The organism is Streptomyces sp. NPDC045470 (assembly GCF_040646595.1).
Lineage (GTDB): Bacteria > Actinomycetota > Actinomycetes > Streptomycetales > Streptomycetaceae > Streptomyces.
In genome coordinates this window covers 37,840-51,638 of the sequence record NZ_JBEZAN010000030.1, presented here as the reverse complement: position 1 = coordinate 51,638, position 13,799 = coordinate 37,840, and the positions used below count along the sequence as shown (strand labels likewise).

The following is a 13,799-nucleotide window of genomic DNA, read 5'->3' as shown; positions in this document are numbered from 1 at the left end:
GGCGGGGCGCCCCCCCGCCCGCCCCCCCGCCCCCGGCCTCCCCCGGCCCCCGCCCCCCGGCCCCGCGCGGGGGGCGGTCTCACCCCCCCCCCCCCCCCGGCGCTCCGGCGTCAGTCCGTGTCCGGGAACCCGTCAGCTCTTCTCCTCCAGGTCGCCCTCGGTCTCCAGGAACGCCTCCCGGAGCGCCGTCAGCGTCTCCTTGTCCGGCTCGGCCCACATGCCGCGCGACTCCGCCTCCAGGAGGCGTTCCGCGATGCCGTGCAGGGCCCAGGGGTTGGCCTCCTGGAGGAACGCGCGGTTCTCCGGGTCCAGGACGTACGTCTGGGCGAGCTTGTCGTACATCCAGTCGGCGACGACGCCGGTCGTGGCGTCGTACCCGAACAGGTAGTCGACGGTCGCGGCCAGCTCGAAGGCGCCCTTGTAGCCGTGGCGGCGCATCGCCTCGATCCAGCGCGGGTTGACCACGCGGGCGCGAAAGACCCGGGAGGTCTCCTCGACCAGCGTGCGGGTGCGGACCGTCTCCGGGCGCGTCGAGTCGCCGATGTACGCCTCGGGCGCGGTGCCCTTGAGCGCGCGCACCGTCGCGACCATGCCGCCGTGGTACTGGAAGTAGTCGTCCGAGTCGGCGATGTCGTGCTCGCGGGTGTCGGTGTTCTTCGCCGCCACCGCGATCCGCTTGTACGCGGTCTCCATCTCCTCGCGCGCCGGGCAGCCCTCCAGGCCGCGCCCGTACGCGTAACCGCCCCACACCGTGTAGACCTCGGCGAGGTCCGCGTCGGTGCGCCAGTCGCGGGAGTCGATGAGCTGGAGCAGACCCGCGCCGTACGTGCCGGGGCGGGAGCCGAAGATGCGGGTGGTGGCGCGGCGCTCGTCGCCGTGCGCGGCCAGGTCGGCCTGGGCGTGCGCGCGCACGTAGTTGACGTCGGCGGGCTCGTCCAGGGACGCGGCGAGCCGTACGGCGTCGTCCAGCAGGCCGATGACGTGCGGGAACGCGTCGCGGAAGAAGCCGGAGATGCGCAGCGTCACATCGACGCGCGGGCGGCCCAGTTCGTCCGCCGGGATCGGCTCCAGGCCGGTCACCCGGCGCGAGGCGTCGTCCCACACGGGCCGGATGCCGAGCAGGGCGAGCGCTTCGGCGACGTCGTCACCGGAGGTGCGCATCGCGCTCGTACCCCACAGGGACAGACCCACCGAGGTCGGCCAGTCGCCGTGGTCGGTGCGGTAACGCTCCAGGAGGCTGTCGGCGAGGGCCTGGCCGGTCTCCCAGGCCAGCTTGCTGGGTACCGCCTTGGGGTCGACCGAGTAGAAGTTGCGGCCGGTCGGCAGCACGTTGACCAGGCCGCGCAGCGGCGAGCCGGACGGGCCCGCCGGGACGAAGCCGCCGGCCAGCGCGTGCACGGCGTGGTCGATCTCGTCGGTGGTCGCGGCCAGACGCGGCACGACCTCGCGGGCGGCGAAGGCGAGGATCGCCGCCACCGGCTCGCGCTGGTCACCGGGCAGCTCGGCGGTGACCCGCTCGACGGCCGCCGGGTCCCAGTCCGCGTCGTCCATGGCCTGCACCAGGCCGCGGGCCTGCTCCTCGACCGCGTCGGCGGTCGTCCGGGTCGCCGCCGACTCGTCCAGGCCCAGCGCCTCGCGCAGGCCAGGCAGCGAGGACGTGCCGCCCCAGATCTGGCGGGCGCGCAGGATGGCGAGGACGAGGTTGACGCGTGCCTCGCCCGCCGGCGCGCCGCCGAGGACGTGCAGCCCGTCGCGGATCTGCGCGTCCTTGACCTCGCACAGCCAGCCGTCGACGTGCAGCAGGAAGTCGTCGAAGCCCTCGTCGTCCGGGCGCTCCTCCAGGCCGAGGTCGTGGTGGAGCTTGGCGGCCTGGATCAGCGTCCAGATCTGGGCGCGGATGGCGGGCAGCTTGGCCGGGTCCATGGCGGAGATCGCCGCGTACTCGTCCAGCAACTGCTCCAGGCGCGCGATGTCGCCGTACGACTCGGCGCGGGCCATCGGCGGCACCAGGTGGTCGACGAGGGTGGCGTGCACCCGGCGCTTGGCCTGGGTGCCCTCGCCCGGGTCGTTGACCAGGAACGGGTAGATCAGCGGCAGGTCGCCGAGGGCCGCGTCCGGGCCGCAGGCGGCGGACAGGCCGGCGTTCTTGCCGGGCAGCCACTCCAGGTTGCCGTGCTTGCCGAGGTGGACCATGGCGTCGGCGCCGAAGCCGCCGTCCTCCTGGGAGGCGGCGATCCAGCGGTACGCGGCCAGGTAGTGGTGCGAGGGCGGCAGATCGGGGTCGTGGTAGATCGCGATCGGGTTCTCGCCGAAGCCGCGCGGCGGCTGGATGAGGATGAGCAGATTGCCGCGGCGCAGCGCCGCCAGCACGATGTCGCCGTCCGGGTTCCGGCTCCGGTCCACGAACATCTCGCCGGGCGGCGGGCCCCAGTGCTCCTCGACCTGCTCGCGCAGTTCCTTCGGCAGCGTGCCGTACCAGCGCTTGTAGTCGGCGGCGGGGATGCGGACGGGGTTGCGGGCGAGCTGCTCCTCGGTGAGCCATTCCTGGTCGTGGCCGCCGGCCTCGATCAGCGCGTAGATCAGCTCGTCGCCGTCACCGGACTCCAGGCCGGGCACGGGCTCGTCCCCGTAGTCGTAGCCCTCTTCGCGGAGGCGCCGCAGCAGCGCCACCGCGCTCGCCGGGGTGTCCAGGCCGACCGCGTTGCCGATGCGGGAGTGCTTGGTCGGGTACGCGGACAGCACCAGCGCCAGGCGCTTGTCGGCCGGGGCGACGTGGCGCAGCCGGGCGTGGCGTACGGCGATGCCGGCGACCCGGGCGGCGCGCTCGGGGTCGGCGACGTACACCGGCAGGCCGTCCTCGTCGGTCTCCTTGAAGGAGAACGGGACGGTGATCAGCCGGCCGTCGAACTCCGGCACCGCGATCTGGCTGGCGGCGTCCAGCGGCGACAGACCCTCGTCGTTCTCCTCCCAGGCGCTGCGCGGCCCGGTCAGGCACAGGGCCTGGAGGATCGGCACGTCCAGCGCGGCCAGCGCGCCCGCGTCCCAGGACTCGTCGTCACCGCCGGCCGACGCCTCGGCGGGCTTGGTGCCGCCCGCCGCCAGCACGGTCGTCACGATGGCGTCGGCGGCCCGCAGCTCCTCGATCAGCTCCGGCTCGGGCGCCCGCAGCGAGGCGACGAACAGCGGCATCGGGCGGCCGCCGGCCTCCTCGATCCGCTCGCACAGCGACTCTATGAAGCCGGTGTTGCCGCTCATGTGGTGCGCGCGGTAGTAGAGCACGGCGACCAGCGGGCCGGTCGCGGCGCCCGTGTCGTCCGTACGGGCCACGACCTCCGCGCCGGTACGCGCCTCGGCCGCCAGGTGCTTCGAGCGCTCCAGGTGGCCCCAGGAGGGCGCGGCGGCCGGCGGCTCGAAGCCGTGGCCGGTCAGCAGCACGGTGTCGGACAGGAAGCGGGCGAGCTGCTCCAGGTTGGCGGGGCCGCCGTGCGCCAGGTAGGCGTGCGCCTCGGCCGCGATGCCGATGGGGACGGTGGACGCCTCCATGAGCTGCGCGTCCGGCGCCTGTTCGCCGGTGAGCACCACGACGGGCCGGGTCCGGCCGGCGGCGAGGAGCTGGTCCAGGCCCTCCTGCCAGGCGCGCAGACCGCCGAGGAGGCGGACGACGACCAGGTCGGCGCCGTCCAGGAGCGCGGGCAGCTCGGCGAGGTCGAGACGGGCGGGGTTGGCGAGCCGGTACGGCACGGGACCGGCGGCCGCACGGGCGCTGAGCAGGTCGGTGTCGGACGTCGACAGCAGCAGGATCATTGCGGCGTCTGGCCTTCCTCGGGGTCCGCGCCCCGGGCGGTGTCACGGACGGCGGGAGTTCCTGGCTCGCCCCGCGGTGGCCGGGCTCACAGTGGCGGGACCGCGCCGGGTTTCCACCGGGCTTCCTCCCTTGGCGCCGTCGCTGGCGTCCGATGGGCCAGCTGACCCACCGACCTGCATAGTAGAGGCTGTGATCGAACGGCGGGCAGCAGACCGTACAGACCATCGTCGGTATGCTCGCCGCCATGCCGCCCACCCCCGCGATACCCCCGCACCGGGACGAATCCCTCGTACGGGACAGCGGTGCCGCCTGCGCACAGGACCGTGGCGACGCCGTACCGCCCCGCGGGGACGCCGTACGGGGCCGTGCGGACACCCGGGGACCGGAGCACGCGGACGCCCGCGTACCGGCCCGTGAAGACGCCCTCGCGCAGGACAGCGGACCCGCCCGCACCCAGGACCGGGGCACCGCCCGCGTACGGGGCCGTGAAGACCCCCTCGTACGGGACCGCGGGGACGCCTGCCCCGGAGCGCTGCGGCTGCACTCCGCCGCCGACGGCTCCCTGGCCCGACTCCGGCTCCCTGCCGGGCTCCTGACCCCCGCTCAGGCACGCGCCCTCGCCGACGCCGCCGACCGCCTCGGCGACGGCCACCTCTCCCTCACCTCCCGCGGCAACGTGGAGCTGCGCGGCCTGGGCGACGGCTGCGCCGCGCCGCTCGCTGACCTGCTGCGCACTGCCGGCCTCCTCCCCTCCGACCAGCACGAACGCATCCGCAACATCGTCGCCTCGCCGCTCGCGGGCCTGGACGGGCAGGGCGCCGACGGCGGCGCCGCCGTCCAGGAGTGGGCCCGTGAGCTGGACCGCCTGCTGTGCGCGAGCGACACGGCCCCCGCCCTCTCCGGCCGCTTCCTCTTCGCGCTGGACGACGGCCGCGGCGACGTGGCCGCGCTCGGCGGCGATGTGACGTTGGTCGCAGAACCCGGTGGCACGGCGCTGCTGCGCGTCGGCGACGACTCCGCGGCCCTGCGCCTCCCCGGCAGTGAGGCCACCCGCGCGGCCCGCACCGCCGCAGAAGTCTTTCTCTCCGTGGCCCACGAGGCCGGCAACGGCTCCTGGCGGGTCCGCGAACTCCCGCCGGGGCACGACGCCGCCGCCGTACGCGCCCTGCTCCGTACCCGCCTCCCGCAGCCGTACGAGACGACCGCGGCCCCCGCGCCCACCGCGCCCCGCCCGCCCCGTCCCGGCATCTTCACCGCCCCCGACGGCACCCGGGCCGCCCTCTCCCTCCTCGCCCCCCTCGGCCGCCTCACCACCGCCCAGCTACGGCGGCTGGCGGACGTGGCGGCCCAGGACGGCCACGGCGAACTCCGTATGACACCCTGGCGCGGCGTGGTCCTGCCCGGCCTCTCCCCCGAGGCGGCCGGCCCCCGGCTGCGCGCACTGGCCACGGCCGGCCTGGTCACCGACCCGGCCTCCCCCTGGTACGGACTCGGCGCCTGCACCGGCCGCCCCGGCTGCGCCAAGTCCCTGTCCGACGTACGGACGGACGCCGTGACCGGCCTGCGTACGGACGGCACCGGCGGCCCGCCCGGGGACGGCACCGGCGCACGCCGGGAAGACACCGGCCCGCGCGAGGACGGCACCGCCCCGCACCGGACAGGCGGCACCGGCCTCCTGCCCGTCCACTGGTCGGGCTGCGCACGCCGCTGCGGCCACCCGCACGGCGCGTGGGTCGATGTCGTCGCCACCGGCGACGCCTACGAGGTGTCCGTACGGGGCACCCGGCACGCGGCGCCCGCCACGGCCACCGTCCCCCTGACCGAACCCGGCCGCCTCGCCGACGCCGTCGCGTCGGCCCGCGCGGCCGGCCGCACCACGCCATGACGGCCCCCCGCACACCTGACCTGACCGATGACATGACCGAGGGCAACGAAACACAGTGAGCGAGTTCGACTACGAGAAGGACGGCGCGGAGATCTACCGCCAGTCCTTCGCCACCATCCGCGCCGAGGCGGACCTCGCGGACCTGCCCGACGACGTCAGCCGGGTCGCCGTCCGCATGATCCACGCCTGCGGCATGACCGACCTCGTACGCGACCTGGTGTACTCCCCGAAGGTCGTCGCCCACGCGAGCGAGGCCCTGCGCGGCGGCGCCCCCGTCCTCTGCGACGCCAACATGGTCGCCAGCGGCGTCACCCGCAAGCGGCTGCCCGCGGACAACGAGGTGCTCTGCACCCTCGCCGACCCGTCCGTACCGGACCTGGCCAAGCGCATGGGCACCACCCGCAGCGCCGCCGCCCTCGAACTGTGGCGCGACCGCCTGGACGGCGCGGTGGTCGCCGTCGGCAACGCCCCCACCGCCCTCTTCCGCCTCCTGGAGATGATCGAGGAGGGCGCGCCCCGCCCGGCCGCCGTCATCGGCATCCCGGTCGGCTTCATCGGCGCGGCCGAGTCCAAGGACGCGCTGGCCCAGCACCCCGCGGGCCTGGAACACCTGGTGGTACGCGGCCGGCGCGGCGGCAGCGCCATGGCCGCGGCAGCGATCAACGCGATAGCGAGCGTGGAAGAGTGACCGAGCAGCACACCGCAGGCCACACGGCCGAGCCGTCCGCCCCCGCCCCGGGCCGCCTGTACGGAGTCGGCCTCGGCCCCGGCGACCCTTCCCTCATGACGCTGCGCGCCGTCGAGGTCATCTCCTCCGCCGACGTGATCGCGTACCACAGCGCCCGGCACGGCCGCTCGATCGCCCGTTCCATCGCCGAGCGCCACATCCGCCCGGACCACCACGAAGAACCCCTGGTCTACCCGGTCACCACCGAGTCCACGGACCACCCCGACGGCTACCGGGGCGCCCTCAACGACTTCTACACCGAGGCCGCCGCCCGCCTCGCCGCCCACCTCGACGCGGGCCGCACGGTCGCCGTACTCGCCGAGGGCGACCCCCTCTTCTACGGCTCGTACCAGCACATGCACCAGCGTCTGGCCGACCGGTACGAGACCGAGGTCATCCCCGGCGTCACCTCCGTGAGCGCCGCCGCGGCCCGCCTCGGCAAGCCCCTGTGCGAGGCGGACGAGGTCCTCACCATCCTCCCCGGCACCCTGCCCGCCGAGGAACTGACCGCCCGTCTCGCCGCCACCGACGCCGCCGTCGTCATGAAGCTCGGCCGCACCTTCCCCTCCGTGCACCAGGCCCTGACCGACTCCGGCCGCCTCCCGGAGGCCGACTACGTCGAACGCGCCACGATGCCCGGCGAACGCACGGCGCCCCTCTCGGACGTGGACCCGTCCACCGTCCCCTACTTCTCCGTCGCCGTCGTCCCCAGCCGCATCGCCACCCCGCCCCCCGCCCCCGTCTCCGGCTCGGTCGTGGTCGTCGGCACCGGCCCGGCAGGCCCCCGCTGGCTCACCCCCGAATCGCGCGGCGCCCTCGCCTCCGCCACCGACCTCGTCGGCTACACCACCTACCTGGACCGCGTCCCCGTACGCCCCGGGCAGGAGCGCCACGCCTCCGACAACAAGGTCGAGTCCGAACGCGCCGAACTCGCCTTGGACCTGGCCCGCCGCGGCCGCCGGGTCGCGGTCGTCTCCGGCGGTGATCCCGGCATCTTCGCGATGGCCACCGCCGTCCTCGAAGTAGCCGCCCAGGAGCCTTACCGCGCCATCCCCGTACACGTCCTCCCCGGCGTCACCGCAGCCAACGCTGCCGCCGCCCGCGCCGGCGCGCCCCTCGGCCACGACTACGCGGTCATCTCCCTCTCCGACCGCCTCAAGCCCTGGGAGGTCATCGCCGACCGCCTCCACGCGGCCGCCTCCGCCGACCTGGCACTGGCCCTGTACAACCCCGGCTCCCGCACCCGCACCTGGCAGGTCGCCAAGGCCCGCGAACTCCTCCTGGAACACCGCGCCCCCGACACCCCGGTGGTCATGGCCCGCGACGTCGGCGGCCCGACCGAATCCGTCCGTGTGGTCCCCCTGGCCGACCTCGCCCCGGAGGAGGTCGACATGCGCACCATCCTCCTCATCGGCTCCTCCCAGACGGAATCGGTACGGCGGGACAACACCGACCGGGACACGGTCTGGACGCCACGGCGCTACCCGGAGAAGTAGCCGCGCGACGGCCGGACCGGGCGCACACCCCGGCCCGGCCGTACCGCCCCGTATCCCTTCTCCCGGTCGAATACCCGCCACAAGGTCCCCACTCAGCAGGCGAATTCAGCCACCACCGGGCCGTGCCGCCCCCGATCACCTACCCTCGGCGCGGTCCCGCCCACCCGGCGGACGACACACCGGAACACGCAGGCGGGGGCGGCACCACATGACCGGCACATCCAGAACCAGGCACACGCACTTACGCACCGCCGCAGCCACCGCCACGGCACTCCTGCTGACAACCTCAGCCACCGGCTGCGCCACCGAGGACGAACGCTGCGGTCCGGCCCCCTCGTCGCGCTACCGTGCCGCCGATCTCCACGGCGCCTGGACCTCCCTGAAGGGCGGCCGCCTCAAGCTCAGCGACCTCGGCGGCAAGCTGGGCCAGACCTTCGTCACCCTCGACTGGCCGAAAAACACCACCCTCGACCAGACCGTCAACGACGCCCCCCTCGAAGGCGGCCTCTCCGGCAAGGGCAACTGGTCCCTCTCCACCGACCACACCACCCTCACCCTCACCTTCGACCGCCTGGACGCCGACCTGGAACGCAGCACCATCCACACCCTGCGGACCGGCGAGGAGAAGAACCACCCGGTGCTCTACACCAGGGTCGGAGACCCGAAGGAGTGCCACGTGCTCACGCTGACGCGGCAGGGGGACTGAGCAGGGGGCCGGTGATGGGCCGGGGCCGGCAATGAGAGCCCCGCCCGTACCGCGACAAGGGCGCTTGGCGGTAGTGCGCGACCGCTCCTCCGCCTGTTCGGACGCCCCGACAACCGGTACGCCCTCCGATATGGCCGGCTTTCGGGCGTCCAACGCCGGCGCCCCCGCATGCACCGCTGTCAGCTTCGGCACGGGCAGGGGCTCGAAGGAAGACGGTGTGTCCGCGCTCGACGGGGAGGGGCTGAGTCAGGAGCGGTGGTCGCGCCCCTTCAGTTCGCCTACGAAGGCAACCCACGCGGCGTGGGTGAATATCAGCGTTGGGCCGTCTGCGTCCTTGCTGTCGCGTACGCGCAGCGAACCGGTGACCGCGTCGGCTACCTCGACACAGTTGCCGTCGCCGCCGTTGCTGTGGCTGCTCTTACGCCACCTCCCCGCCGCCGGGCCGTTGCCTCGACTCATGCCGTACTGCCCTCCAACAGGTGCTTGATGTACGCGACCGAGTCACACGGCGCCAGCGCCAAGTCCCACAACCGTTCATAGGACAGGCGGTACTGCGCCACCTCTGCCGCGTCCTCGATGAGTTCCCCCGACTTGTTGCCTTCAAGGTAGGCAACGGCACTTCCGTCCGCCATCCACAAGAGGGAAGGCGAGCCACCGAGCAGGTCGTGTACTCCCGCACTGAGCGGAAGTACCTGCAAGACGATGTTCGGCACGTCGGCGGACGCCATGAGATGCGCAAGCTGGGCCTGCCAGATCCCCGCGTCTTCCAACGGCCGCATGAGTACCGACTCGTCGATGATCACGCGGATATGGGGAGGCGTCGCTCGGCACAGGATTTCCTGCCTGCCGATGCGGGTCGCGACCGCCTCCTCCAATTCCTCTTCGCAGAGAGGCGTCGGGGCCGACGGGAGAACCGCCTTGGCGTAGTCCTCTGTCTGCAACAGGCCAGGCAGCACCATCATGTACTTGTGCATGACAGTGGCCCTCGCCTCGTACCACATGAACGACTTGTAGCGGTCTTTGAAAGCGTCCTGACGTGCGAGCCTCCACAGCCCAACAAGCAATTTGCCCGTTCCGTAGACCCGGTCCAGCGCCTCCATGACCTCCCGCCGCGACAGGCGCTCGCCGTTTTCCAGGCGGTTCAAGTACGTACGGTCGTACCTGGTTTCCTCAGCGAGCTGAGCCAGCGACATCCCGGATGCGTCCCGCAAACGGCTCGACTCACGCGCGAGCACCTCACGCGCCGACTCCTCTGCTCCGGCACCCTCCGTAGCCATGCGGCCTCCTCTGTTGCCCCTTCAGGGGTGACAACAGCGCCCCCCTACCTGCGGCTTGTCCGGAGGGTAACCATGGATGGACACAAGGTGCCCACGAACTCCATCGTCCACTCAAAGGCAGAAACACGTGGCTACGAATACGCCCACCCGAACCACGAACCCGATCAAAAACGCCGAGGAAGCGCGCGACGAACTCCGTACCGCCCTCACCGCAGTCGGCGTCAAACTGCCCACCCTGAGCCTGGACGCCGCCTCCCTCACCGGCGACATCGCCCGCCCGCTCGTCACCCTCGGCCGCTGCACCCCCGAGGTGGCCCGCCGCCTCGCCGCCGTACTCCGGACGTGCTCCACGTGACCGCCGAACAGCCGCGACCTCCGGAGCGGCCGTCAGAGCCGCCTCCGCCCCCGGGCCTGCCCATCCGCCGCGAGGCCCTGGAGGCACGTGTCCGGGAAGCCAACCGTTGGAGTGCGTCATGGCCCGGTGAAACGCGGCTCCGCGCGCCATAATCCAGCCAGAAGCCTGAACATTGCCCCTCGGACAAGAATGCGCGAAGCGACGGCAGTCCCCGCACCGAAGCCCTGGGGTTCGACACGGATGCGGCCCTACCCCAAGGCTTCCACCCTTGCCCCCGCCCGGGCCGTACTCGCCCCCGAGAGCCGAACCGCCCGGTGGCAGCACCCGGACGGGAGCGAACTGTCCACGCTGGAGCGGCACAAGCGATCGGAAACATCTTCCGGGACGACGGTGCTGACCAGCCCGGACGGCAACGCCGACCAGGGCAGTGACCAGGAAGGCGACACCGATTGACCGGTCAGCCACCCGTCCTGGTGGTCACCAGGCCGGACGACGCGACGGCAGACGTGGTGACGACCGAGCTGTACCGGCGCGCGGTCCCGGTCGTCCGCCTGGACCCGGGCGATTTCCCCACCGAGGTCGCCCTCAATGCCCACCTCGGCGAGGACGGCCTCACGGGGACCATCCGTACAGCGACCAGGAACGTGTCCCTCTCTGAGGTACGGGCCGTCTCCTGGCGGCGGCCCACCTCCTGCCCGCCTCCGCCGCTCCTCGCGGAGCAGGATGCTCGGTGGTGCGTGGAACAGGCCCGGTACGGCCTTGGCGGAGTGCTGGCCGCGCTACCGGGTGCGCACTACGTGAATCACCCGTGGCGCAACACCTCGCGGTCACAGCGCCAGCAGCCAGTCGACCGCCTGCCCCGGAGCCTCGACGACCGGTACACCGGGCGGGACCGCCGGCCTCTGTACGACCACCACCGGTACCCCCGCCTCCCGCGCCGCCGCCAGCTTCGGGGCGGTGGCTGTCGCGCCGCTGTCCTTCGTCACCAGGACGTCGATGCGGTGCTCGCGGAGCAGGGCGCGTTCGCCTTCGAGGGTGAAGGGGCCGCGGTCGAGGAGGGTCTCCATCCGGGGCGGGAACGGGGGCTCGGGGGCGTCCACGGAGCGGACGAGGAACCAGAGGTCGGTGAGGTGGGCGAAGGTGGCGAGGCCCATGCGGCCGGTGGTGAGGAAGACGCGGTGGCCGAGGGCGGGGAGAGTGGCGGCGGCCTCTTCGAGGGAGGCGGCCGGGTGCCAGTCGTCGCCCGGGCCGGGGACCCAGCCGGGCCTGCGGAGGGCGAGCAGGGGAACATGGGCGGAGGCGGCCGCCTGCGCCGCGTTGAAACTGATCGTGCCGGCGAAGGGATGGGTGGCGTCGATGAGCGCGTCCACCGCGTGCTCGCGCAGCCAGTGTGCGAGGCCGTCCGGGCCTCCGAAACCGCCGATGCGCACCTCTCCGGCCGGGAGCCGGGGCGCGGCCACCCGGCCGGCCAGGGATGTGGTGACGCGCAGGCCGGGGTGCCCGTCCGCCAGTTCGGCGGCCAGCCGGCGGGCCTCGGTCGTGCCGCCGAGGATCAGGACGTGGGGAACACGCGCAGGTGCGGCGGGACCGGTCATGGCGGGCGGCATTCTCCATGGCTGAGACGGGTGCGGTTCCGGGTTCGGAGGGGAACAGTACGGGAGACGCGGGAAGCGGTGCCGGCGGCCGTACGGCGCAGCTCGCGCACACCGGGCTGCGGCACGGCTGGACGACCGGGGCCTGTGCGACCGCGGCGACGACCGCCGCGTACACGGCGCTGCTGACCGGGGACTTCCCGGACCCGGTGACGATCACCCTGCCGAAGGGGCAGACACCCGCGTTCGCGCTGGCCGCCGAGGAGCTGCCCGCGGACCGCGCCACGGCCATGGCGGCCGTGGTCAAGGACGCGGGAGACGATCCCGACGTGACGCACGGGGCGCTGATCCGGGCCACTGTGCGCCGGCTTCCGGCGGGCAGCGGCGTGGTGTTCAAGGCCGGGCCGGGGGTGGGTACGGTCACCCGCCCCGGGCTGCCGCTGGACGTGGGCGAACCGGCGGTCAATCCCGTGCCGCGGCAGATGATGCGGGAGCACGTCGCGGAGGTCGCGCGGCGGTACGGGGGCAGTGCGGACGTCGAGGTCGAGCTGTCGGTCGATCATGGTGAGGAGATCGCGCGCAGTACGTGGAACCCGCGGCTGGGGATCTTGGGTGGACTGTCGATTCTGGGAACTACCGGGATCGTGGTGCCGTACTCGTGCTCGGCGTGGATCGACTCGATCCGGCGGGGTGTGGATGTGGCGCGTGCGGCGGGGCGTACGCATGTGGCCGGGTGCACCGGTTCGACCTCGGAGAAGGTCGTCGTCGCCGAGCACGGCCTGCCCGAGGACGCGCTGCTGGACATGGGCGACTTCGCGGGCGCGGTGCTGAAGTACGTACGGCGGCATCCCGTGCCCAGGCTGACCGTGTGCGGCGGGTTCGCGAAGCTGTCGAAGCTGGCGGCGGGGCACCTGGACCTGCACTCGGCGCGGTCGCAGGTGGACAAGGGGTTTCTCGCCGAGCTGGCGCGGCAGGGCGGTGCGGACGCGGAGCTGACGGGCGAGGTCGCCGTGGCCAATACGGGGCTGGCCGCGCTCCAGTTGTGCGCGGCGCGCGGCGTACCGCTCGGTGACCTGGTCGCCAGGACGGCCCGCGACGAGGCGCTGGCGGTCCTGCGGGGCGCGCCGGTCGCGGTGGATGTGATCTGCATCGACCGGGCGGGGAACGTGGTGGGACGGGCCGGACCCCGGGGGCCGCGGGACGGGGAGTGACAGGCGCGGGCCTGGCGTACGCCCGCGTTCCGTTATGCGGCGGCCGGGCCCGGCGGTGCGGGCGGCGCGGGCGGCGCTTGGAACGGCACATCCTTCGCGTACGCGATGATTTCGACCTCGTCACCGAGGGCCCACTCCGCGACCCGCGAGGCCATCGCCGCCGGGACTCCCTCCGTCTCGCCCGGCGCGGGCGGTACGTCGTACGTGCCGTGCGCGTCGTGCGGCAGGACGACGCGGTACTCGCGCTCCAGGGCGGACCGCGAGGTCGCCAGCACGCACATCTCGGACATCACGCCGCAGACGACGAGGGACCGTACGCCGGACTCGGTGAGCAGCTCGCCCAGCGGCGTCCCGGCGAAACCGTCGTCCTGCGTCTTGCGGAGCACGACCTCGCGCGGGCCGGGCTCGACGTTCAGGTGCAGCTCCCAGCCCCGGGTGCCCGTCTCGTCGGACATACCGGGCGCACCGTCGTTCTGGAGGTGGACGATGAGCGCGCCGGCCGCCCGCGCCCGGTCGACCAGGTCCTCGGCGCGCGCCTGGACGGCCGCCGCGTGCGGTGCCGCGCCCTCGCCGGCGAAGAAGGCCGACTGCATGTCGACGACGATCAGCGCTTCGACAGGCTCGGGCAGGGGCTTGTCGGACTCGTGCGGGGTCTTGTCGGACTCGGCCAGGGCTTCGACGGGCTCGGGCTGCGGCATCGCGTTCATCCGGTCGATTCTGCTGAGGCCGCCGTACCCGATCAACC

At 73.4% G+C, this 13,799-nt stretch carries 12 protein-coding genes, 1 pseudogene and 1 riboswitch; of the genes and pseudogenes, 8 read left to right on the top strand and 5 right to left on the bottom strand.

The window, feature by feature from the left end:
- Nucleotides 1-132 precede the first annotated feature (132 nt).
- Nucleotides 133-3,804, bottom strand: a complete 3,672-nt coding sequence (gene cobN / locus AB0A97_RS39155; protein ID WP_361160072.1) for a cobaltochelatase subunit CobN — start codon at nt 3,802-3,804, stop codon at nt 133-135.
- 55 nt (nt 3,805-3,859) lie between these two features.
- Nucleotides 3,860-3,932: riboswitch (cobalamin riboswitch) on the bottom strand.
- 117 nt (nt 3,933-4,049) lie between these two features.
- Here cobN and cobG point away from each other — a divergent pair.
- The 4 genes from cobG to AB0A97_RS39135 all read left to right on the top strand — a co-directional run bounded on the left by cobG (nt 4,050) and on the right by AB0A97_RS39135 (nt 8,619).
- Nucleotides 4,050-5,690 (top strand): precorrin-3B synthase, encoded by a 1,641-nt coding sequence (gene cobG, locus AB0A97_RS39150; protein WP_361160069.1) that lies wholly within the window; start codon nt 4,050-4,052, stop codon nt 5,688-5,690.
- Between the two features lie 55 nt (nt 5,691-5,745).
- A complete protein-coding gene (locus tag AB0A97_RS39145; RefSeq protein WP_361160067.1) occupies nt 5,746-6,378 on the top strand; it encodes a precorrin-8X methylmutase in 633 nt (210 codons plus the stop codon).
- Nucleotides 6,375-7,913, top strand: a complete 1,539-nt coding sequence (locus tag AB0A97_RS39140; RefSeq protein ID WP_361160064.1) for a precorrin-2 C(20)-methyltransferase — start codon at nt 6,375-6,377, stop codon at nt 7,911-7,913. Before AB0A97_RS39145 ends, AB0A97_RS39140 begins: the two co-directional genes overlap by 4 nt.
- Before the next feature lie 208 nt (nt 7,914-8,121).
- Entirely contained in the window at nt 8,122-8,619 is a 498-nt protein-coding gene (locus AB0A97_RS39135) for a hypothetical protein (protein ID WP_361160061.1), read from the top strand.
- Nucleotides 8,620-8,865: 246 nt separating this feature from the next.
- On the opposite strand, the gene AB0A97_RS39130 is transcribed toward AB0A97_RS39135, so the two are convergent.
- Nucleotides 8,866-9,078 (bottom strand): DUF397 domain-containing protein, encoded by a 213-nt coding sequence (locus AB0A97_RS39130; RefSeq protein ID WP_361160059.1) that lies wholly within the window; start codon nt 9,076-9,078, stop codon nt 8,866-8,868.
- Entirely contained in the window at nt 9,075-9,896 is an 822-nt protein-coding gene (locus tag AB0A97_RS39125) for a helix-turn-helix transcriptional regulator (protein WP_361160056.1), read from the bottom strand. Before AB0A97_RS39125 ends, AB0A97_RS39130 begins: the two co-directional genes overlap by 4 nt.
- Before the next feature lie 127 nt (nt 9,897-10,023).
- On the opposite strand from AB0A97_RS39125, the gene AB0A97_RS39120 reads away from it, so the two are divergent.
- From AB0A97_RS39120 to AB0A97_RS39110, 3 genes and pseudogenes are all read left to right on the top strand, one after another.
- A complete protein-coding gene (locus tag AB0A97_RS39120; RefSeq protein ID WP_361160054.1) occupies nt 10,024-10,251 on the top strand; it encodes a hypothetical protein in 228 nt (75 codons plus the stop codon).
- A gap of 240 nt (nt 10,252-10,491) precedes the next feature.
- Nucleotides 10,492-10,704 carry a hypothetical protein gene (locus AB0A97_RS39115; RefSeq protein ID WP_361160047.1) on the top strand — a complete coding sequence of 71 codons (213 nt, stop codon included), beginning with the start codon at nt 10,492-10,494 and terminating at the stop codon, nt 10,702-10,704.
- Nucleotides 10,705-10,724: 20 nt separating this feature from the next.
- A pseudogene (locus tag AB0A97_RS39110) lies at nt 10,725-11,045 on the top strand (MvdC/MvdD family ATP grasp protein); the annotation flags it as partial.
- Nucleotides 11,046-11,078: 33 nt separating this feature from the next.
- On the opposite strand, the gene AB0A97_RS39105 reads toward AB0A97_RS39110, so the two are convergent.
- Nucleotides 11,079-11,846, bottom strand: a complete 768-nt coding sequence (locus AB0A97_RS39105) for a cobalt-precorrin-6A reductase (protein ID WP_361160044.1) — start codon at nt 11,844-11,846, stop codon at nt 11,079-11,081.
- Nucleotides 11,847-11,863: 17 nt separating this feature from the next.
- Between AB0A97_RS39105 and AB0A97_RS39100 the strand changes: the two genes are divergently transcribed.
- Nucleotides 11,864-13,054: a cobalt-precorrin-5B (C(1))-methyltransferase gene (locus AB0A97_RS39100; RefSeq protein WP_361160042.1), complete on the top strand. Its 1,191-nt coding sequence runs from the start codon at nt 11,864-11,866 to the stop codon at nt 13,052-13,054.
- A gap of 32 nt (nt 13,055-13,086) precedes the next feature.
- On the opposite strand, the gene AB0A97_RS39095 is transcribed toward AB0A97_RS39100, so the two are convergent.
- Nucleotides 13,087-13,752, bottom strand: coding sequence for a cysteine hydrolase family protein (locus AB0A97_RS39095; protein WP_361160107.1), 666 nt, complete (start codon nt 13,750-13,752; stop codon nt 13,087-13,089).
- Between the last annotated feature and the right edge of the window lie 47 nt (nt 13,753-13,799).